The sequence below is a fragment of the Methylomonas koyamae genome, assembly GCF_001644025.1.
GTDB classification, from domain to species: domain Bacteria; phylum Pseudomonadota; class Gammaproteobacteria; order Methylococcales; family Methylomonadaceae; genus Methylomonas; species Methylomonas koyamae_A.
Genome location: NZ_LUUK01000219.1, coordinates 29037 through 50447 on the forward strand (window position 1 = coordinate 29037; position 21411 = coordinate 50447).

At 46.9% G+C, this 21411-nt stretch carries 14 protein-coding genes; all 14 read left to right on the top strand.

The genetic code is table 11. From position 1 onward, the window contains the following. Window positions 1–7: 7 nt before the first annotated feature. A complete protein-coding gene (locus tag A1355_RS21920; protein ID WP_064031414.1) occupies window positions 8–7210 on the top strand; it encodes an amino acid adenylation domain-containing protein in 7203 nt (2400 codons plus the stop codon). Next, window positions 7203–8102: a cupin-like domain-containing protein gene (locus A1355_RS21925; RefSeq protein ID WP_064031415.1), complete on the top strand. Its 900-nt coding sequence runs from the start codon at window positions 7203–7205 to the stop codon at window positions 8100–8102. Before A1355_RS21920 ends, A1355_RS21925 begins: the two co-directional genes overlap by 8 nt. A 7-nt stretch (window positions 8103–8109) precedes the next feature. Next, window positions 8110–9774, top strand: coding sequence for an ATP-binding cassette domain-containing protein (locus tag A1355_RS21930; RefSeq protein ID WP_064031416.1), 1665 nt, complete (start codon window positions 8110–8112; stop codon window positions 9772–9774). A gap of 115 nt (window positions 9775–9889) precedes the next feature. Further along, entirely contained in the window at window positions 9890–11005 is a 1116-nt protein-coding gene (locus A1355_RS21935) for a hypothetical protein (RefSeq protein ID WP_139306187.1), read from the top strand. A 421-nt stretch (window positions 11006–11426) separates the two neighbouring features. Then, a complete protein-coding gene (locus A1355_RS21940; RefSeq protein ID WP_064031418.1) occupies window positions 11427–11915 on the top strand; it encodes a YcjF family protein in 489 nt (162 codons plus the stop codon). 129 nt (window positions 11916–12044) lie between these two features. Further along, a complete protein-coding gene (locus A1355_RS21945) occupies window positions 12045–12866 on the top strand; it encodes a prohibitin family protein (protein WP_064031419.1) in 822 nt (273 codons plus the stop codon). Window positions 12867–13003: 137 nt separating this feature from the next. Next, on the top strand, window positions 13004–14056 hold the full coding sequence (locus A1355_RS21950) for an ABC transporter substrate-binding protein (RefSeq protein ID WP_197471881.1): 1053 nt from the start codon (window positions 13004–13006) through the stop codon (window positions 14054–14056). 246 nt (window positions 14057–14302) lie between these two features. Further along, window positions 14303–14911: a hypothetical protein gene (locus tag A1355_RS25435; RefSeq protein ID WP_157197991.1), complete on the top strand. Its 609-nt coding sequence runs from the start codon at window positions 14303–14305 to the stop codon at window positions 14909–14911. Then, window positions 14901–16304 (top strand): hypothetical protein, encoded by a 1404-nt coding sequence (locus A1355_RS21960; protein ID WP_157197992.1) that lies wholly within the window; start codon window positions 14901–14903, stop codon window positions 16302–16304. Before A1355_RS25435 ends, A1355_RS21960 begins: the two co-directional genes overlap by 11 nt. Then, window positions 16285–17109: a substrate-binding periplasmic protein gene (locus tag A1355_RS21965; RefSeq protein ID WP_064031423.1), complete on the top strand. Its 825-nt coding sequence runs from the start codon at window positions 16285–16287 to the stop codon at window positions 17107–17109. The genes A1355_RS21960 and A1355_RS21965 overlap by 20 nt, the downstream gene beginning before the upstream one ends. 105 nt (window positions 17110–17214) lie before the next feature. Further along, window positions 17215–18528 carry a dicarboxylate/amino acid:cation symporter gene (locus A1355_RS21970; protein WP_064031424.1) on the top strand — a complete coding sequence of 438 codons (1314 nt, stop codon included), beginning with the start codon at window positions 17215–17217 and terminating at the stop codon, window positions 18526–18528. A 550-nt stretch (window positions 18529–19078) separates the two neighbouring features. After that, window positions 19079–19768, top strand: a complete 690-nt coding sequence (locus tag A1355_RS21975) for a thioesterase II family protein (protein ID WP_064031425.1) — start codon at window positions 19079–19081, stop codon at window positions 19766–19768. 50 nt (window positions 19769–19818) lie between these two features. Beyond that, complete coding sequence (locus A1355_RS21980) at window positions 19819–20019, top strand: MbtH family protein (protein WP_064031426.1); 201 nt, start codon at window positions 19819–19821, stop codon at window positions 20017–20019. A 76-nt stretch (window positions 20020–20095) separates the two neighbouring features. Beyond that, a partial coding sequence (locus A1355_RS21985) for a hypothetical protein (RefSeq protein ID WP_082885708.1) occupies window positions 20096–21411 on the top strand: 1316 nt, incomplete at its 3' end.

Genomic DNA, 21411 nt, shown 5'->3' on the forward strand with positions numbered 1-21411 from the left:
TGGTTTTATGACTGACTTGAAAGATAAACTCGCGCTATTAACCCCGGCCCAAAAAGCGCTGCTGTTCCAGAAGCTGTCGGCCAAGAATAAAGAGCAGGGCGCTAAGTTCGGGATTCCGCGCAGAGAGGAGGGGGAGCGGATACCCATGACTTCCGCCCAGCAGCGCTTGTGGTTTTTGCAGCGCTATAGCGGATCGGACAGCTTATACAATATCCCGGTATTTTTGCGTTTGCATGGGAGGCTAGCGCCCGAGAGGATGGAACAGGCATTGGCCAGCGTGATCGAGCGCCATGAAATATTACGCGCGCATTTCCATCAGAACGACCAGGGGTTTTTTATCGATATTAAACCGGTCCAGCCTTTTAAGCTGGATGTCGTCGATTTAACGAGCAGCGACCGACCGGAGCGGGACTTGCAAGCCGTGTTACTGGAGATGAGCGACCGTGGATTCGATTTGGAGCACGAGGCCTTAATCCGCGTACGCTTGGTCAAATTGGCCGAGTGCGACTATGTGCTGGCCAGTTGCGTGCACCATTTGATTAGCGACGGCTGGTCGGCCAATGTGTTCATGCGCGATTTTGCCGCGTTTTATCGCGCCGGCCTCGGGCAGGAACGCGCCGATTTACCGGCTCTGCCGATTCAGTTTGGCGATTACGCGCTTTGGCAGCAAAAAAACTTGAACTCCTATGCCGGTAAGCAGGCCACGGCATTTTGGCAAGAGTATTTAAAGGATGTGCCTCATTTCTTGGATTTGCCCTGCGATTTTAAACGTCCGAAAACCGCCAACCATCAGGGCGGGTGTTATGAGTTTGCTATCGATGCCGATACCAGGGCCAGGGCATCGGACTTAGCCAAAAAACAGCAGGTGTCGGTTTTTGTGTTGCTGTTGAGTGCCTTTGCGGTGTTGCTGGCGAAATATTCCGGGCAGCGTCAGCTTTTGATCGGCACGCCGTTCGCCGGGCGGAATCAAAAAGAGCTGGAAGACTTGATCGGTTTCTTTGTTAATAGTTTGCCGATTAAAGTCGAGTGCTCGAATAAGCAATCGTTTGTCGAAGTCTTGCAGCAAACCCGGCAGTCTTTTTTTGCCGCCGATAGCCATCAGGATCTGCCCTTCGAGAAAGTCGTCGATGCCGTGCAACCCGAACGGAACGAAGCATACAGCCCGTTGTTCCAGGTCATGTTCACCTACGTCAACGAAACCGTCGCCAGCACGTCTTTAGCGGATTTATCGGTCGAGATGATTCCCGCGCCCAGAAACGCGGCGAAATTCGATTTAACCCTGTCGATACAAGAGCAAGGCCAGTCGTTCAGTGGCTTGTTCGAATACGCGACAGCGTTGTTTCTGCCGGAAACCCTGGCACGGATGGCGAAATCATACTTGCGCATTATCGATGCCGTGGTCCTTCAGCCGGAGGTGTTGATCGAGGACATCGATTTATTATCCGCTGAAGATTACCAGCGCATTATTTACGACTGGAACGATTGTGCCAGTGATTTCCCTCGCCGGCTTAACTTGGTTCAACATTTTCAAAAACAAGTTGAACAGCGGCCCGAACAGACGGCCTTGATTCATGGGCAGCGCCGCTTAACCTATCGCCAACTGGACGAGCGGGCCAATCGATTAGCGTATCTTTTGCTCGAACAAGGGGTACGTCCAGGCCATTTGGCGGCATTGTATTTGGAGCGAGGCTGCGATTGCGTGGTCGGGATGCTGGCGGTTTTAAAGACAGGCGCGGCCTATTTACCGCTCGATACGGCTTATCCGCTGGAGCGACTGGCGGCGATGTACCGGCAAGCCGATTGCAAGGTTATTTTGAGCGAAAGCGCTTTGGAGGACAACGCGCAAGTCTTCGGCGACGCCAAGTTATTGATAGTGGACCGCTTGGACTTAACGGGCTATCCCTGTTTGAATCCTGCCGTTGGCGTGCCGGCCAATGCCTTGGCCTATGTGATGTTTACCTCGGGTTCCACCGGCGTGCCTAAAGGCATCGGCATTCAGCATTTGGCCATCGCCAGACTCGTTTTAAACAGCAATTATGTCGATTTGAAACCGACCGACCGAATCGCGCAGGTCAGCAATACCGCGTTCGACGCGGCGACCTTTGAAATTTGGGGGGCGTTGCTGAACGGTGCCAGTCTGGAAATTGCCGACCGCGATACGAGTTTGTCTACCGACCGGTTTGTCGATTTTTTACGCCAAAGCCGGATTAGCGCATTGTTTTTGACGACGGCGCTGTTTAATCAAATGGTGCAACAGCGAGCCGATGCTTTTTTAGGTTTGCGGTATTTATTGTTCGGTGGCGAGTTGGTTGATCCCGAACAGGTCAAAAAAGTCTTGAAGCATGGCAAGCCCGAGCACTTTTTACACGTTTATGGGCCAACGGAAGGTACCAGTTTTTCTTCGTGGTATGAGATCGAAACGGTCGGCGACAACGCGCGAACCGTCGCTATCGGCTCGGCTTTGGCAAACACTCGTCTGTATGTATTGGATCAAGCGCTTAGGCCTGTACCCGAGGGGATCGTTGGCGACCTTTACATTGCCGGCGAGGGTTTGTCTTGCGGCTATTTGAATCAAGCCGCGGAGACGGCGCTTAAATTCGTACCGGATATTTTTTCTTGTCAACCTGGTGAGCGCATGTATCGCAGTGGCGATAGCGTCCGCTGGAATGCCGAGGGCATGATTGAGTTCGTCGGCCGCGCCGATCATCAGGTGAAGATCAGGGGTTTCCGTATCGAATTAGGCGATATCGAAACGGCGCTTAACGCGTATCCGCCTATCAAGCAGAGTCATATTCGGGTCAAAGAGATCGCCGGACAAGGGAAATGCCTGATTGCTTATTTCAGTGCTATATCTGGGCAGCAAATCGACGTTCGGGACCTTCGTCGCTATCTCGAGACGCAATTGCCGGCGTATATGCTGCCGGCGGCCTTGGTCGAGATGCCGGAACTGCCGCTGAATCCGAACGGCAAAGTCGACGATAAAGCCCTGCCCGAGCCGGACGCGGCGGATTATCAACAAGGGGTTTCGCAGGAGCCGCCGGCGACCGGCACCGAAATGGAGTTGGCGGCAATCTGGGAGGCTTTATTAGGGGTTCGGGCCAGTCGGGATAGCGACTTTTTCTCATTGGGTGGACATTCGCTGTTGGCCATGCAGTTGGCCAACCGTATTCTCAGCGAGTTTTCAGTCAAACTCGATGTCCGAACCTTATTTCAGCATTCGACCTTGCGACAACAGGCCGATGCAATCGATGCTAGCGAGCGGGAACACGGTTTTGAATTAGGCGTCGCGGCCGATGCCGACGATTATCCGCTGTCCTTTTCTCAGGAACGTTTGTATTTTTTACAGCAGTTATATCCCGAAAGCAGCGCTTATAACATGCTGATTGCGTTGAGCATCGGCGGCGCCTTGGATGTCGAGCGCTTGCAAGCTTGCTTTAATAGGATTATTCAGCGGCATCACAGCCTGAGCACCGTTTTCGTGCTGAAAAATGCTCGGCCGAGGCAAAAAATCTTGCCTGCCACCCCGTTACCCTTCCAAAGTCTGGACTGGTCTTCGGAGGATGGTGCAACGCAGCAGTCGAAATTGGAGCAATTGCTGGCGCAAGAAAGCCGACATGTGTTCCGTTTGGACCGTTTGCCGCTGATCCGTATTGCGCTGGTAAAAACCGGCGCGCAAAGCCATTGGTTGGTCGTTAATAACCACCACATCATATCCGACGGCTGGTCGCAAAGCGTATTCATGCAAGAGTGGCTGACTTTGTACCGGTCGGCGCTTGAGGCCGATTTGCCGGCTTTAGCGCTTCAATACAAGGATTACGCAGTCTGGCAACGACATAGGCTGGATTCCAGGCGCTTGGAGCAATTATTGGCTTATTGGAGGACTACCCTGGCGGATATGCCGCCGGCTTTGAGCTTGCCTAGCGATTTCCCGCGTCCCGCAATCCAAACGTTTCGCGCGCAAAGTGCGTCGTTTACGCTGGATGCGAAGCTGACGTCGGCGTTAAAGCAGCAGGCCGAACGGCAACACTGTTCGGTTTTTGTCTTGTTGTTGGCCGGTTTCAATCTATTTTTGGCGCGGTATTGCGGCCAATACGATTTCGGCATCGGTACGCCTGTTGCCAACCGTAGTCACCGGGCAACCGAAAATTTGATTGGTTTCTTCGCGAATACCGTGGTATTGCGGAATCGAATCCAGGGCAATCCATTATGGTCGGCGTTTTTAGCGCAAGTTAAGGCGACGGTGATCGACGCGTTTGCCCATCAAGAATTGCCGTTCGAAAAACTGGTCGAAGCGTTACAGCCTGAACGCGATCTTTCAAGCACGCCTTTGTTTCAAGTGATGTTTCTTTTTCATCATGGCGCGCGGCAAACACCTGAATTGAATGGCTTAACTATTGAGCCGCTGACTTTGGCCAGCAGAGACGTGAAGTTCGATTTGACCCTGGCAATGCACGAGAGTGGGAATAGCCTAATCGGCACTTTCGAATATAACGCCGATTTGTTCAAGGCCGATAAAGTGCAAGGATTGTGCGACGGACTGGCGTATTTGTTTGAGCAACTCCCAGGTGGACAGGACAAGCGGGTCGGCGATTTTTCACTGATTAACGAGGTGTTGTACAAGCAAGTTGTTGTCGATTGGAACCGAAATGTGATGCCTTTCGGTGCCGCCGCCGGTTTGTACGATTTATTCGCGCGGAGTGTCGCGAATGCCGCCGACCAAATCGCCTTGGTTCAGGGCGATGTTCAACTCAGTTATCAAGCTCTAAGCGATAGCGTCGATGCCTTGGCGAATGTGTTGCTGAGTCTCGGAGCCGGCCCGGAGGTGTTGATTGGGGTTTGTTTAAAGCGTTCGCCGCGTTTGATCGTTGCGATGTTGGCGATTCTTAAAAGCGGTTCGGCTTATGTGCCGTTGGATCCGGATTACCCCAGTGCCAGACTGGAGCATACGTTGGCCGATGCCAAGGTTTTGCTGTTATTGACCGAGTCGGATTTGGCCGAGGCTATTCCGGGACTCGCCGCAGCCTCGAAAATTCTGTTGGATCAAGCCTTGCCGGAGATCGGCGTTCAGGTCTTGCCCGAGCGAAGAGCCGAAAATCTGGCTTACGTGTTGTATACCTCGGGTTCGACCGGCAAACCCAAAGGCGTGGCGATTACCCATGCCAATGCCCTGGCCATGATCGCTTGGGCTAGAAGCGTTTATCGACCTGAACAATTGAGTCGAGTGTTGGCCGGTACCTCGATCTGTTTCGACTTATCGGTCTTCGAAATTTTCCTGACTCTCGCCAGTGGCGGAACCTTGGTTTTATTGCGTAACGTGCTCGAATTGGTGGAATGCCCGGAGTGTGTTCCGACCTTGATCAATACGGTGCCGTCCGCGGCGGAGGAACTGCTGAAAGCCGATGCGATACCCGATACGGTAACAACGGTTAATTTGGCTGGTGAGCCGTTGTCCGGGGAATTGGTCGATAGGCTATACGCGAAACCGCACATCAAGGAAGTGTACGACTTATACGGGCCTTCGGAAGATACGACGTATTCGACGTATTGCTTGCGCCAGGTGAATGCCCAACCCAGTATCGGGCGTCCAATCGGCAATAGCAGTGCCTATGTGCTGGATGCCTATATGCAGCCCGTAGCGCCGGGCGTGCCGGGCGAGCTGTTTTTGGGAGGCATGGGCTTGGCGCGTGGTTATCACGCCAGAGCGGCGCTGACTGCGGAAAAATTCGTTCCCAATCCTTTTAGCGCACAAGCGGGGGCAAGGCTATATAGGACGGGCGACTTGGTTAGCTACGACGACCAAGGCAGGCTAATTTATCACGGCCGTTTGGATCACCAAGTTAAGGTCAGAGGGTTTCGCATCGAGTTGGGCGAAGTTGAAGCGGTTTTAAAATCGGTGGCCGGCGTCGATGACTGCGTCGTCTTGACGGTCGGTGAAGCGGCTGCCAGCGACCGGAAATTGGTGGCTTATATTGCATCTGCCGCTGGACAAGTGCTGGAAACCCGCTTGCTGGATGTCGCCCGACGGCAATTGCCTCGGTTCATGGTGCCTTCGGCGATTGTCGTTTTGGAGCATCTGCCGCTGACGGCGAACGGGAAGATCGATAGGAAGGCCTTACCCGAACCGGAATTGGAGCGCTCCTTGTCCCCGGAGATGTCGCCTACCGGGTTCGTACAAAAGACGCTGGCGGCGATTTGGCGAGAGATTCTAGACATTGACCGGGAAGTCTCGGTCGATGAGGATTTTTTCGCGTTGGGTGGTCATTCATTGCTGGTCTTGGACTTGATGACTCAAATCAAGTCGGCCTTCGGTAAAGCGCTACCCCTAGCTACTATTTTTCAGGCCCCGACGATTTCGGCGTTAAGCCAGTTACTGAACGACAATGTGCTATCGCCGGAGTGGTCGCCCTTAGTTCCTTTAAAGCGCCAAGGGGAAAATCCGGCATTGTTTTGTTTTCATCCCGTCGGGGGACACGTCATTTGTTATAACGACTTGGCTAAGTCCTTGCCCGAAGACCTGCCGGTCTATGGGCTGCGAGCGCCGGGCATGGAGTCGGAGCAAGCGCTTATCACGCAATTGCCGGAATTGGCGTCTTATTACTTGCCATTTATTAAATCTGTTCAGTCGGAGGGACATTATCGGCTGTTAGGCTATTCTTTTGGTGGGCTTTTGGCGTATGAGGTCGCTCGGCAATTGGAGAAAAGCGGCGACAAGGTCGAATTCGTCGCTTTGCTGGATACCGCGCATCCGTCGTTGACGGCCGAAACGGCGCAAAACACCGACGATGCCGAACTATTGGTCGCGTTATTTCCCACATTGGGTTTCGAGAGCGAGCGATTGAGGCGGTTGCCGAGAGCGGAGCAATTGGCGCAAGTGTTTAGCCAAGCTAAGCAGGCGGGATTCGTTCCCAGGGCGATGGACAACGAAGCCATCGAACGTTATTTCAACGTTTGCCGATGTAATTTACAGATGGTTTATTTCCCGCCAAAGATCGAAGCGCCCGTGGTTTTGATCCGGGCCCGGGACGGTAGTCGGCGTGTCAGCGCTGATGATTATCTGGCTTGGGGACAAGTGGCAGGCTTGCAACTTCGTTTACGTTGGTTGCCGGGACAACATGAAAATATGATGGAGCCGCCGCACGTCGGGGACATCGCTCGCTTGATCAAAGAAATGTTAGAGCAATCCGAAGCCCATGAGGGAAGTGATGACTAATGCACCCAGTGCTGGCAAACCCATCGATCGTTTAAGCGTTGCCGAATTAAACCGGGAAGAATTCAATCGGAAATATCGAGTTCCCGGAAAACCGTTGGTTATCACGGACTTTTTGGCCGAAACCGTCGATTGGGATCTGGATTTTTTATGTAAGCATTTAGATGGACGGAAATTTCAAGTACGCGATTACGGATCGGGCCATTTTGATGCACCGAGAAGAGAATGGACGAAGTATTGTGACCATATTCAGATGACGATGGGCGATTTTGCCGCGCATTTACGCGATGGCAGTGCAAAATCCAGGAATTTGTATTTGGCGCAAAACCCTATCGGCGATAGCGAGGCCGTCAAAACGATTGCCGATGAAATGCGGTTTTTAACTGAAACCTTAGGATTCGAGCCGATTATTCCGGAGGCTTCGTTAAATTTGTGGTTAGGAGCTTCTGGCCATGTCGAACCGATGCATTTCGATCCCGGCGACGGTACGTTGATCATGATGCACGGCGAAAAACGAGTGGTTTTGTATCCGCCGAAACAAAGCAAGCATCTTTACCCATTTGGATTTTACGATGTTCTACCATTCTGGGTGAGTCAGGTGAATAGTCTAGCCCCCGATCTTGACGCCTATCCAGATTTTAGTAAGGCGGCCGCGGATCGGTTTGAGGTGGTACTAAGCCCCGGCCAGCTCTTGTTTATACCGACTCAATGGTGGCACGAGGTTATTGCGCAAGGTGAAGGTTATGTATGCTCCTGCAATCATTTTTGGAAAGTGAAGCCTTGGCGCCGCCGTTTCCAAACGATACGGGGCTTTGTAATCCAAGCGATGAATTTGTTTCCCTGGCGATGGGTGTTGCGTTTTAATCGGTTTATTTATCAATTTAAAAAAAGTTAACAACAAGATGACAGGAAAATTGGGCCTGTTTCGGCCTAAATTGTTGGAATTTATAAATATACAAAACCAAGAAAAAAAATTTTTATTGGTTTCTTCCGCGTTAATATCGGGGATTATTAACGCTTTGACGTTGGTGATCTTGAATGCCGCGGCAAAAGACTTTGATAAGCCGGATTTGGACGAACGCTTATTCATTTTATTTGTGTTGTCGGTGGCTTTATATTTTGTCTCTAAGCGTTATGTGACGCATAGGATCACCGAGTTAGTACAGGGTGGAATTTTTGATTATAGAACACGCGTACTGTATTTGCTGCGAGGAATAAAGCTTCTGTCTTATGAGTCCATAGGCAAGTCGCAGATTCTTTCCTTGTTATCGGAAAAGACCGAGTTGATTTCCCAAGCGGCGCATCGGCTTGCCGAAGGTGTTCCAGCTACTGTGATGTTGATTTGCTCTTTCATTTATATGGCGACGATTTCGAAGATGGCGTTGATGATGGCCTTGGTCTGTATCGCCGGCGCCATGATAAGTATTTATGTCCTCGTTCAATCGATCAGCGTTTCGATGCAACAAGCCATGGAAAAAGACAATGAATATTTTGCTTATATGCAACATGTGTTGGACGGTTTTAAGGAGCTGAAGATCAACCGGGAAAAGACGGATGACTTATATGGCAATTATATGAGGCAGGTTTCGGAAGAAGCTTGGCGGAATAATGTGTCGACCGACATTAGTAATGTCAATTTGCAACTTTATGCGCAGTTATATTTTTATATTTTAATGGCATCGGTTGTGTTTTTATTGCCGCAGTTAAGTAGTTTAACGGCCGATAAAATTATGTCGATCACTACGATTATATTTTTTATCATGGGGCCCATCGTCGTCATTATCGATATGGTTCCTAGCATGGCTAGAGCGAATGTGGCGATCGATTTTTTGCATCAATTGGAGTCGCAATTGAATGTCGCGCAGGAAAGTGTTTCAAGTGGACAACGCGCGTTTGTTTCTCCGGATTATTTTAATCGGATTTCCATCAGTCAACTATATTTTAGTTATCCGAACACAGACCAGGGGCGGCCGTTTTCGGTAGGCCCCTTCAGTTTGAACTTGAACAGAGGCGAGCTTGTTTTTATTCGTGGCGGTAACGGTAGCGGAAAATCGACTATTCTTAAGCTGGTGACGGGCTTATACGAGCCGAGTTCAGGCGCGATCATCGTAGACAATAAGACCATAGGAAATGACTTATTGATTGATTATAGAAGCCTTTTTTCGATTATTTTCACCGACTTTCATTTATTCGATCGATTTTACGGGCAGCAAAATGTTGATGTCGAAATGGTCAACGAATATTTGATTCTAATGGGTTTGGAGAAGAAAACCGGCTTTAAGAATGGCAGGTTCACCAATATTAATTTATCGACCGGGCAGAAAAAACGTTTGGCCTTGGTAATTGCTCTCTTGGAAGATAAAGCTATTTATGTGTTCGATGAAGTAGCTGCTGACCAAGACCCAGAGTTTCGTCAGTTTTTTTATGATGTTATTTTGCAAAAGTTGAAGGAAAAACAAAAGACCGTGATTGTTGTTACTCACGACGAAAAATATTTTACCCATTGTGACCGCTTATTGGTTGTCGACATGGGGCAGCTGAGGGAAGAAGAAAACGTTAATACATAAGCTCCACTGGCTTTTGGGTTAATAAAATAATACGCATTCACTTAGAGTTGATAGCTCTATACATAAATTTACGGCCGTGCCGAAGAGTGAAAAATTTATACAGAGGAGGCATAAGTTGAAGATAATAAATAGAAAAAAGTCGGGTTATTTGGTTTCGTTACTTGCAATATCGCTCGCTACGTCCGGATGTGGCGGCGCGGCTTTGAAAAGCGAATTCCGGGACGTTTCGGAAAATCATGCGTCGTTGTCCGACGAGCAAATGTTGCTAAACTTGGCGCGTAGAGCGAATTCCGTTCCGTCACATTTTCTGCAGATGTCAGGCGTCAACGCGTCGTTTTCCTTTGGAGCAACTGTCGGTACGCAGACAACCCACACCAATACATCGATGCCGTTGGTTGCCGCGCTGGCATCGTTGGCTACTCTCGCTACTAAGGTATTTAGTTTTACAGGTACCGTGGGCTTAAGCGCGACTGAATCGCCGACCTTCTCCTTCGCGCCGTTGAGCGGTGCTTCGTTTGCCAAAACCGCGTATACACCGGTCGATAGTAGGATTTTTTTCGAACAATTAAGGCAAGGCGTACCGGTTAATCAACTAATGCGTATTTTGGTTGTCTCAATTGTTCTCGATTATCCGTCAGGAAAAAGATTGGTTTTAAACAATATAGCCGATCAGGACCAACCCAAGAATTTTCGAAATTTTTTACGCTTGGCGGGTCTTGCTAGACAAATGCAGTTGCAGCAAGTCCTAAGAATCGATACTGAAAATGGCCAAAATGTGTTGACTATTCCGCCCGAAGCCTTGCCGTTATTAGAAAAATTGTACTCTTCGCACGAGTACGGTTTTTGGGAAGACAGTCCGTTTGTGCTTGGAGTAAGCGACGGTATTCCTAAGGTTTCTTTTGTCATGCGCTCATTCGACGGTGTTTTAGGGGCGTTGGGACTGGCGCAAAAACATTTTGAGCGTTGGTTGGCATCCGGTCAAAACTTGCAGGATGTTCCGGAAACCGAGCGCAGGCCAATTTTGACTCTGCAATGGTCTGAAGGTGCGCAATTAGTGGACTCAGGTTTGGAAGTAGAATATAACGGAAACCAATATAAGATAGCGGATCTCAACGATGGGGGGTACGTTACCTGGAACAGGGATTCGTTTAGAGTGTTAAATGACTTATTCACGATCGTTTCGTTGGATCCTAAAGATATGCCGGTTCAACAACTGATAAAGGTATACTAGGGTCAATACATCGCAATCGATATAAAACCGAATTTATTGAGTTGTTTCTAAAGTATGGAGATTTTATTTTAAATTCTCTCTCTAATGGAGGATATCAATATTTCGTAGTAACGATTGGCAATATCTGGGGCATGGTTTTTATTCCATCTTTTGCATTTTAAAGAATGGAAAATGCTGATGGTGTTTTAGAAGTGGCTGTTTCTGAAGGAGGTTTGATATTGATAGTTTGAATAAAAGTGTTAAGCAATTGGTATTGGGTTGCTTATTGTAGAGGAGTCGTGGCAATGTTCGGTTGCATTCTGTTATGCGTACACCGCCTTTTGTCATGAATTGTAATATTTCGTCTTGCTTGCTATCGATGTATCGATTTGTTGAATAGCAGTGAGGTTTGATTTTTCGCAAATTACCGAGGTGTGATGTAATGACTGACTTAGTAAAAACTGATAATGCAATAGATGCTGCTCATGATTTGGTAAAGAAAAGCATGTATGCTTCGATGGCTGCTGGTTTAGTGCCAGTGCCTATTTTTGATTTTTTGGCGGTATCCGGTATACAACTGGAGATGCTGAGAAGATTAAGCCATCTTTATGGCGTGACTTTTATGGAGGGTAAGGGCAAAAATGCTTTGGCCGCTTTAATAGGTGGTAGCTTTCCGACTTCGGTAACGCCACTGGTCATGAGTTTATTTAAATCGATACCGGTTGTCGGTTCAACGGTCGGTGCGGTGAGTTTGCCGCTGATTGCCGGTGCCTCGACTTATGCGGTTGGTAAAGTCTTTATTCAACATTTTGAATCGGGCGGTACTTTTCTGACATTCGACCCAGAACAAGTTAGAGCCTACTATTCCGAAAAATTTAAAGAGGGTAAAGCCGTGGCGGCATCCTCTGACGCTAAAAAAGTAACTGCCTGATCTTTTGAGAATTAAATATATAACGATGAGCGGGTCGCGGTTAGTTATCAACGACTGACCGCGATTGGCTCATTTTTAATTTCCTTTGAGGCATGAGCTTCATATTTAACTCTGAGCTCAATTTAAACGATGAAGCGCTTTCTACCTGCCGTAATCACCTCTACGATTATTGTTTTATTAGTCGTTGCGTATTTTTATCAGACGATGTTTATTACTATCAAGGCGGGTGAGGCGGGCGTTCTATATAAGAGGTTCGCTGGCGGTACCGTTACCGATAGAGTGTATAAGGAAGGGTTCCACATAATTTTTCCTTGGAACTCTATGGCGATTTACAACACTAGGGTTCAGCAACAAGGACACTCACTCTCGGTGCTTACTCAAGAAGGATTAAGAATAGAGCTTATAGTTTCGATACGCTACTATCCGGAGCGTGATTCGGTCGGTATATTGCATCAAAAAATTGGACCGGATTACCTGGAAAAAATTGTTATACCGGAAGTTGATCATACGCTTCGGGTACATGCCGGTAAAACCTCTGTTAGTGATATTTATACGACCAAAGGGGAAAGTCTGCATAACATTATCGTTCAAGCGGCGTCCGAAGTAGAAAAAAATTACATTTATATTCAGGATGTTGTTTTACAGCAAGTAATCTTACCCAAACAAGTCGAGGATGCAATTGAGGCAAAGATCGAGCAGAAGCAATTATCCGAAGCCTATCAATATAAGTTGGCGAGAGAAACGCAGGAGGCGGAAAGAAAGAAAATCGAGGCGGATGGGATATATAACTACAATACTCGAATCAGTCAATCTTTGAATAATGACGTTTTGAAATGGAAGGGTATAGAGGCGACGCGTGCATTAGCTGAATCGAATAATGCGAAAACTGTCATTATTGGTAATGGCGGTAATCAATTGCCTATTATCATTGGTGGTGAGTCCGGGCAATAAAGATGCGCATACAGGTTAGTATACTTAGAAATATAAAGGCAACTTTACGGACCATTTTTCACGTTGCATTATTTTTCGGTATTTCTTTTGGAATTTACAGAGGCTTTTTTTCGTACACATTAACCTACGATTATTCGTTGAATACGCGTTCGGACATTGCTAATCAAGGGGATGGCGAGATTCATGTCGCAGCGGTTTGGCTGGACAGCGATAGAGCTTTTATGGATGGCGTTAACCTTGCCGTAAAGGAAGTAAATGAACAAGGGCTTGTGCTTAAAACGGATGATAAAAAGGTTAAGGCTAAATTGGTTATTCACGAGTATGACGATACGACTGATGATAGTGCGCAGGACTCGAGGCTAAGCATCGCGGAGGATCATAAAATTGTCGCGGTCGTAGGGCATTCTTCTTCGGCATCCGCAATACCAGCCTCGATTACTTACGAATATAACGGTATTTTATTCATTTCTACGGCAGCCACTGCTGATTTGTTGACGGAGCATAACTTTATATATACTTTTAGCATTATTCCAACCGAGGAATTTTTTGTTGGTAAATTAATTAAATTTTCTAAGGAAAGAAACTGGAATAAGCTTTTGCTGGTATTTTCTAGGAATTTGTATGGTTTAAATTTGTATCAGCGTTTTTCCGCCCAGGTTGAGCCTCCGCTGGAAATCGTAGCCGCTCGATCGTTTTTCGTGGAGCAATCCGATTATAAAGGAATGATTTACGATTTGATGAATAAGGATTTTGACGCGGTTGTGATGGCGGCTGCGGAAGAGCATGCGGCTAAAATGATTGAGCAATTGCGTGAAATGGGGGTTAATAAGCCGATTATTGGAGGGGACGGTCTGGATATCCTAAAAATATGGGATTGGTCTAACCAAACTGCGAATCAAACCTATGTAGCATCGATTTTTTCGGGAAAAAATGAATTTAACGAAAAATTCAAGAGCGCATATGGCGTAGAGGGTAGCTATAGCGCTTATCAGGGCTACGAGGCGATACGGGTTTTAGCCGATGCTATTCAAAAGACCGGGAGCAGCAACCCTATTCAAGTGGCTTCAACGTTGAAATATGGTTACGCGCAAGGTTACGGCGGATATTTTTTTGACAAAAATGGCTTGGCTAGCAATAAAGAAATATATATCAAGCAGATAGTTGATGGGCGTTTTGTCCTGGTCGAATAGAGGGGTTTATGGTAATCGTAATTTCGCTAGTTTATGTGCTTGTCAGCTGGTTTATCGCGTTTTTGGGGAGAAATAAAAAGTTTGGCTTTTGGGGGTATTTATTCGGTTCTTTGCTGTTCACCCCATTCATCGGAATAATTTTATTATGCGCTTCGGATGTCGTGAAGGATAAGTAATCAATATCTAACTGTTACACATTTATTCATCCTCGGTTATGGCATTGCTTAAATAGGTCAATAGCGGTTTATGTACAACACGGGAAATACAGTTTTAAATGATGACGGTGTTTTCTCGGCATGCATGGAGCGCCAAGCGCTCTGCGGATACGCCTGCTGTAAATTCCGCGGTGGTAATTGGATTATGCTGTTGCCTGGTGAATATGAGTTGGCTGGCGAAGTAGATCTGAAAACCGATCATTTGGCTTTTCAAGACAATCTTCACGCTATATGTTCAAAGCCTTGTAAAAACGGGGATTTTAAGCCTATGGACTGTTCTTGGTACCCGCTTTTTCCGGCAAATGAAACAGCGACAAAGTTTTTAGTTGCCGATCATCGGAAGTGCCCAATTCCCAATAAATATTTAATCGATAAAATGCGTTCGGTACAGACAGCCGCGTTAGCGTGGGAAAAGCGTTTTCCAGGTACCTTAACGCGAATTGTCGCGTTAAGTCGCGACTTCGTTGGTTATAAACCGTTTCCATATAAATTCGACAATCAAGCTGTATTGGAAATGTCGCCAGAAGAATTATTGGAAATTACGCTACCCACCGAGTTTCCCGTAGATTATGTTTGCATGGAATGGACGCGCAATCAAGCTGGTTATACGGCAACAAGCACGCCTGAAGATGAAGATTAATTCATTTTTAAACCAAAACCCATGGCGGCGGATTTTTTTCATTACTATTTCGCTGACGGCGTCTTCGGCAAGCGCGGAATATTCTGTGTATCAAGGAGAATATGGCTTTCTTTCCGGCAGAATGCAAGTTCAAATGGCGGCCTTGGGGGAAATTAACGAACGCTCCGGAGACCCTGGCGCCGATAAGTTAAGTAATATTTATTGGGAACATACTTTCGAGCCGGAAATACGCGGGGGGCTGAATCTGGGCGAGGGCAGTCAGCTATACAGCGATTTTAGTATGATTTATAGCGCGATGCTTGGACACGATCCTTCTGGTATTACTTTTAGGGGGCACCCACATTCCTCTAGAGATGATTATGCCCCTTACCCGGACTTTAAAGAATGGATGATGGCGGAACAAATGCATATCGGTTGGAAATCCGGCAAATTATTTGAAGCATTGGGACAGGACGCGATTGACTTTTCAGCCGGGTCTCAAGATTACAAGTTGGGAACTGGCTTGTTATTGGCAAACGGTACCGACGATGGCGGTTTTCGAGGTTCTTATTGGATAGGTTCGAGAACGGTCTTTGTCAATACACTGATTGCCCGCATTAACTTCAAAAGCCTGAAATTCGAAGGCTTTTATTTGGAAAACAATCCCAGAAATCCGGAGAATCGGAAGAGATATACAGGGATGAATATGGAATATAATTATAAGGATGTTGTTAATGTCGGATTCAGCTATATTAACGATGATCATTATGGTGGCAGTTTGACTGCTGTCACCGATGCGTATGACTTTCGGTTGGACTTTAAGCCATTGCCGCATGAATTGCCTGGTTTATCGATTAGCACTGAATATGTTTATCAGCTAAACAATAAGTTAACCGACGTTGATCCGAATAATCCGACTCTTTATTGGTACGGGGATATGGGTGAAAAATCCATTTCCGGCGGTTTTGGTCAAATTGAATACCGTTTTTCAGAAACTCCTTGGCAGCCGACGCTAAGTTATCGCTATGCTTACATGCAAAGAGGTTTTGACTTCATGAATTTCGGGTTTAAAACTTGGGGTACTTGGTTTCAAGGTGAAATTAATGGCGAGTTTATATTTGATAATACCGATCTTATCACTAATACTACGAGATTGGTGTTGTCGCCGACTGAAAGCGTTACCGTTAATTTAATTTATTTGAATTACCAGCTGGACGATCCGGCGGTATGGAGTGTCAGTTCATCCGACTACGGTAATGAAGTTGATTTAGTCGCTGATTGGGCCGTAAGCGACGCTGTAGATATTGCCGCGGGCATCGAAACATTTATCCCAAACAAAGGCGGGAAGCAGGTATTTGGCGGTGGCAATGAAATGTGGATTCAAACTATGGTTTATGCGTCATTTAAATTTTAAATTGTTTTTGTTGCTGTTTTTTATGATTTTTGGAGCGGTTGCCGACGATTCCAGCTTAATGCCTTCCGACATTATGCGCATCAAACAGCGCGGCGAATTAATCGTTGCGATGTATTACGATGACGTGCCTCTGTTTTGCGAGAGGGCGAGCAACCAACAACTTAAAGGGATTGATATTGAAATCGCACAAGATATCGCGGAAAAATTGAATGTAAAGCTGGTTTTAAACAGAGAAGCCAGGACTTTTGACGAGGTCGCTCAAATTATCGCCCAAGGAAAAGCGGATGTCGGAATTAGCTCGTTAAGCGATACTTTGGATAGAGCGATGATGGTGCGCTTTACCGTTCCCTATTGGTCGCTGAGACAAGCGCTGCTGATTAACCGCCTGAAGTTATCCGCATATAAGGATCATCCGGACTTTAATCAAATCGAGCGATTATTAAATCAAAACGGTATCCAAATTGGTGTTTTAAAAGGCAGTTCTTATGTGGACTTTGCCGCTAAAATATTTCCGCTGGCTGGGGTCGTTAGTTACGACAGTGTGGCCGAAGGAATAGAAAACACCAAGAAAGCAAAAGTGCTGGCTTTTCTTTATGACGAAGTAGAGGTTATGAATTGGAGCAAGCAGCATCCTGAAGATAGTTTGTTTTTAAAGTCGGAGTTTATCAAGAAAAGCGAAGATACTTTGGCGATGGCGGTAAACTGGCGGGATACTCACTTGTTGGCATGGCTCAATTTATACATCCAACACGCCAAAAATAATTTTATATCGGAATTGAATGCGAAATATTCGAACATTCAGTAGTTTGATATTTTTATAGCTATTGGCTGTTTATGTATTTCCCATCTAAGTTGCATATTGGGGGCGGGCAGCCTCCGTCGCTAGGGAATACGGTATTTATTAACAACAATGTGTTTATTTAAGCGTTTTTTTTTAAAAATAGCCTCATTTAAGCCTCAAAAAACCTGGTTGCTGAGTCCGTGGGTGATCTTTGGCGGTGTTTTTTCCGGTGTGGCTATTGGCATATTCGATAAGTCGTTAGCTGGGCAACTGCTTCCGATAGGTACCTTATATTTAAGGTTGCTGCAGATGTTGGTATTGCCGATTCTGATATCGGCAGTGATATCCGGTCTGGGTAATTTGTTTGTTTCGGGCATAAAAAAAAGCCAGCTTTCGAGGCTGGGTAGTTTTTTGTTTTTAGGCTTGGTTATTGCCAGCAGCGTAGGCGTGGCGTTCGGGGTTCTTGGGCATCCTGGGGACGGATTGCAACACGATGCCCAAGTTACGTTGGGTAAGACTATCAATCGTTCAGAATTGAGTGTAACGGCGCCGCCGGAAGTCCAAAAGCCGACTGTTTTTTCCTATGCTCAAGCGATCATTCCGGAGAATATCTTTAGCTCGCTCGATAGAGGCGACACGTTGGCAATTTTGTTTTTTTCGATACTGATCGGTATTAGCATGGGTATGATAGATACCGAAGCCAATAAAACCGCTTTGGCGGTAGTGAATGCGTTTTACCATGTGTTTTTATCTATTATCGGCTGGATGATGCATTTATTGCCGTTTGGTTTGTTATGCCTATTTGCCGGACAAATTGCCCAAGTGGGTATCGATATCGTTTGGGCCACCGTTAAATTGATACAATATCTTTATATCGCATGCGTGGTTACGATAATCGTTTACAGTGTAATTATTTGGTGGAAATTAAAGCACAGATTATCTTATTGGCAAACGGTTTCCGGATTGCGGCAGCCTATGATTGTCGCGTTGGGTACCGCTAGCAGTTTCGCCACTATTCCTTCCGCGTTGGCTGCTTTGAAAGATAATTTGCAAGTTGATGAAAATGTTTCGGATTTGATTGTTCCGTTAGGGGCTACGATCAATCCTCCGGCATCTGTATTGCAATTTGCGATATCCAGCATTTTCATTGCGCAAATCTATGGTGCGGAGCTTGGTTTTGAGCAACTTTTGATTATTTTTATGGGATCGATACTGGCCGGCGTGGCTTCGTCGAGTGCGCCGAGTATGGTGGCTTTGAGTATGATCGCGATGATTCTTGATCCGTTGGGATTACCGAGCAGTGTAGCTATCATTCTGCTCATTGCGATTGATCCCGTTGTCGATCCGATAGTGACCGCACTTAATGTGCAAGCCAATTGTGCGTTGGCGGTATCGTTATCGGAAACCGATAGCGACGTTACCTGTACTCCGGCTCGGGTTTAGCTCGCTTTAGTGATCACGATTTCCGCGTTGGCGCGGTTCGGGTTTTCTAGTAGCCGATCACTATTTTGATCCAATATGGATTGTGGATAATTGGGTAATATGGAAGGCGGTTTTCTGGGAATTGAAGCGGAAAAAACGGTTTCCCGAGTATAGACTTTCGGCGGACTGACTAAGAACGATTATTCTCCATTTCGGAAGAAGGTATGGTGCTAGTCGAGTACGCGGTTATTCGCCAGTAACAAAAGTTAGTGATTGGGCGTTGGTTAAATGGCAAATCTATGACGGATTGCCGGGAGGGTTAGGTGGTCGGTAATTTGAATTTTGTGCTGAACCCGTGACCAGTGTAATTCAAGGTTAAACAACCCGGTATTTGTGTGTGGACTATTTTTTATATACCAGCTATCGAACTTTTCCTAGAGTTGACGAATTGTTGCAAATTATACAGCCGCTTAATTTTTGCTATGTTTTTCAACGACGGTACAAAATTACTTTTTGACGGCTACACAAATTAAGCGGATTGAAGTCTTAACTAGTTAAGGTTGAGGAAGGAATGGAGCTTTTTGCATTTCCATTTGCCGGGGGTAACGAACATTGTTATCGTGAGTTGGGTAATAGTTTAACCGGCATTCGCTTGAATGTTCTGCCGTTGCCGGGGCGGGGCAGCCTGATGTCGCGGCCGTGTATATCCTGTAGCGAGGAAATGGCCGATTACCTTTTCGAACGGATCAAGGATAGCCTACAACGGCCTTACGCCTTTTTTGGTCACAGTATGGGGGCATTTATCGCTTATATGCTCTGCAGGAAGATCGATAGTGAAAATATGCCGTTACCTAAGAAATTGATTTTATCCGGCCGTAGAGCGCCTTCCGTGATCGAAGACGAACCAAAACATAAAATGCCCAGTCAGCGATTTAGGCAAGTATTGCGAGAGCTGGGTGGCATCCCGGATGCGGTTTGGCGGGATGAGGAAATCATGTCGCTGTTCGAACCTATTATTCGATCGGATTTTCAGATGATAGAGACTTATTGTCATCAAAAGCAGAATGCGTTGGATATTCCCGTACATTTGTTTTTAGGCCGCTATGACAATGTTAGCGACGAGCAAGCCCTAGCTTGGCAACTGGAGACTTTGCAGCCGATTGATATTACGTATTTCGATGGAGGTCATTTTTATTTTAAAGATGATGAATTCTTGTTGAAGCAATTGGCCAAAAAGATCATTGATGCGCTGGCGGGCTAAGTTGCGCATCGTATTTTTAAATGACTATATAACTATTGTGGAGATTACTTGTGTTCGACGACGAAAATACAATATTTAGGGTGGTATTGAACCACGAGGGACAATACTCAATTTGGCCGAAAAGCCGCGATTTGCCATCCGGCTGGACAGCCGACGGTACGGAAGGCCTTAAGCAAGTGTGTTTGGATCATATTGAAAAAGTGTGGACAGACATGCGGCCGCTGAGTTTGCGGCGGGCTATGGATCAATAATTAGGCGCTCGGCGAGTTTGACGGGCCGTTTTGGCGGATATTGGCTACGTGCCATTTTTCATCGGAATACGTTGAAATGTTAGAACTGATCAACCGCTATTGTCACGGATTTGTTGCTCTTCCCGTCATACATGGTTTGCGGAAACAAACATTTTTTAGCATTTTCAACGACGGCAAGGCCGTTAGTTTCGATGCTCTGTTAGCGCGTACGCAAGGCAACTCAGGGCATTTGAAAGCCGCGTTGAGGCTACTCGAGTCTTTAGAAATATTGGCGTTGAATCAAACTTATCGAGCGGGTTCTAGGTTTGATTGGCCGGCTCGGCTACCGGATAACTTCGAGTCTTTATTAAGGCTTGATTTTTCTACCGATAGCCAACAGACCATCGACTATTGGTTGGATCAGTCCTTACGGCATTGGTCTACTCAGGATTCGTTGTTGGCCGATTTTCTGGATGGTTTATGGCTACTGCCATTGTTTTTTCAACAAAAACCGGATCGCGACGGTCGGGGTTTCGACGAAACGTTTCATTTTTTAGCTCAGCGCGACCGACTGCGACAGTGTTTTTTAAATAAAGGCTGGATAGAGCGCCAAGCCGAGCGATGGGTTTTCAGTGCCGCCGGTCGGCATTTGTGTGAGCGTATTTTTGTTGCCGGTACGGTGTTTTCCTATCGGCCGATGCTGGCAAATATGGGCGAACTGTTATTCGGCGACGTCGGCAAGGTATTTTGTCGCGACGCGGAAGGCCATGAAAATCATTTGGACCGCTTGTTAAACGTTCAGGCCAGCGGATTTCAGCATGAACGATATTTTAAAGATTGCCAAGCCATCATCGTTGAAATCTTTAATCAAACGCCGATCGAAACTCAGCCCGATTATATTGCCGATATGGGCTGCGGCGACGGCACCTTATTAAAGCGCGTTTATCAGGTCATTCAGAGCCAAACCGAGCGAGGCCGGCAGCTCGATCGCTACCCGTTAATGTTGATCGGCGCCGATTACAATCAAAAGGCGCTATCGGCAACGGCGGCGACCTTGGCTGAATTTCCGCATACGACCATTCAAGCCGACATTGGTAATCCAGCCCGGTTTTTGGCGGATTTACAAGCTGCCGGCATCGCGAATACCGGAAAAATTTTACATATCCGTTCTTTTCTCGATCATGACCGGCCCTACATTGCGCCGATGCTTCGAGATCAATTGCGGCAAAGAGCCGAAGGACGGACGCATGGGGTTTATATCGACAGGGATGGTCAGGCGATCCCCGCAAAGGTGGTTTATCAGAGCCTGGTCGAACATTTGACCCGCTGGTCGGCGATTATCGGCGACAGCGGGGCGATGTTCTTGGAGGTCCACAGCTTGCCGCCCCAGGTGATTGCCCGCTATTTGGATCA

Coding starts and splice junctions, on each gene's coding strand:
- A1355_RS21920 (WP_064031414.1), top strand. CDS start 8: ATGACTGACTTGAAAGATAAACTCGCGCTATTAACCCCGGCCCAAAAA.
- A1355_RS21925 (WP_064031415.1), top strand. CDS start 7,203: ATGACTAATGCACCCAGTGCTGGCAAACCCATCGATCGTTTAAGCGTT.
- A1355_RS21930 (WP_064031416.1), top strand. CDS start 8,110: ATGACAGGAAAATTGGGCCTGTTTCGGCCTAAATTGTTGGAATTTATA.
- A1355_RS21940 (WP_064031418.1), top strand. CDS start 11,427: ATGACTGACTTAGTAAAAACTGATAATGCAATAGATGCTGCTCATGAT.
- A1355_RS21945 (WP_064031419.1), top strand. CDS start 12,045: ATGAAGCGCTTTCTACCTGCCGTAATCACCTCTACGATTATTGTTTTA.
- A1355_RS25435 (WP_157197991.1), top strand. CDS start 14,303: ATGTACAACACGGGAAATACAGTTTTAAATGATGACGGTGTTTTCTCG.
- A1355_RS21960 (WP_157197992.1), top strand. CDS start 14,901: ATGAAGATTAATTCATTTTTAAACCAAAACCCATGGCGGCGGATTTTT.
- A1355_RS21965 (WP_064031423.1), top strand. CDS start 16,285: ATGCGTCATTTAAATTTTAAATTGTTTTTGTTGCTGTTTTTTATGATT.
- A1355_RS21970 (WP_064031424.1), top strand. CDS start 17,215: ATGTGTTTATTTAAGCGTTTTTTTTTAAAAATAGCCTCATTTAAGCCT.
- A1355_RS21975 (WP_064031425.1), top strand. CDS start 19,079: ATGGAGCTTTTTGCATTTCCATTTGCCGGGGGTAACGAACATTGTTAT.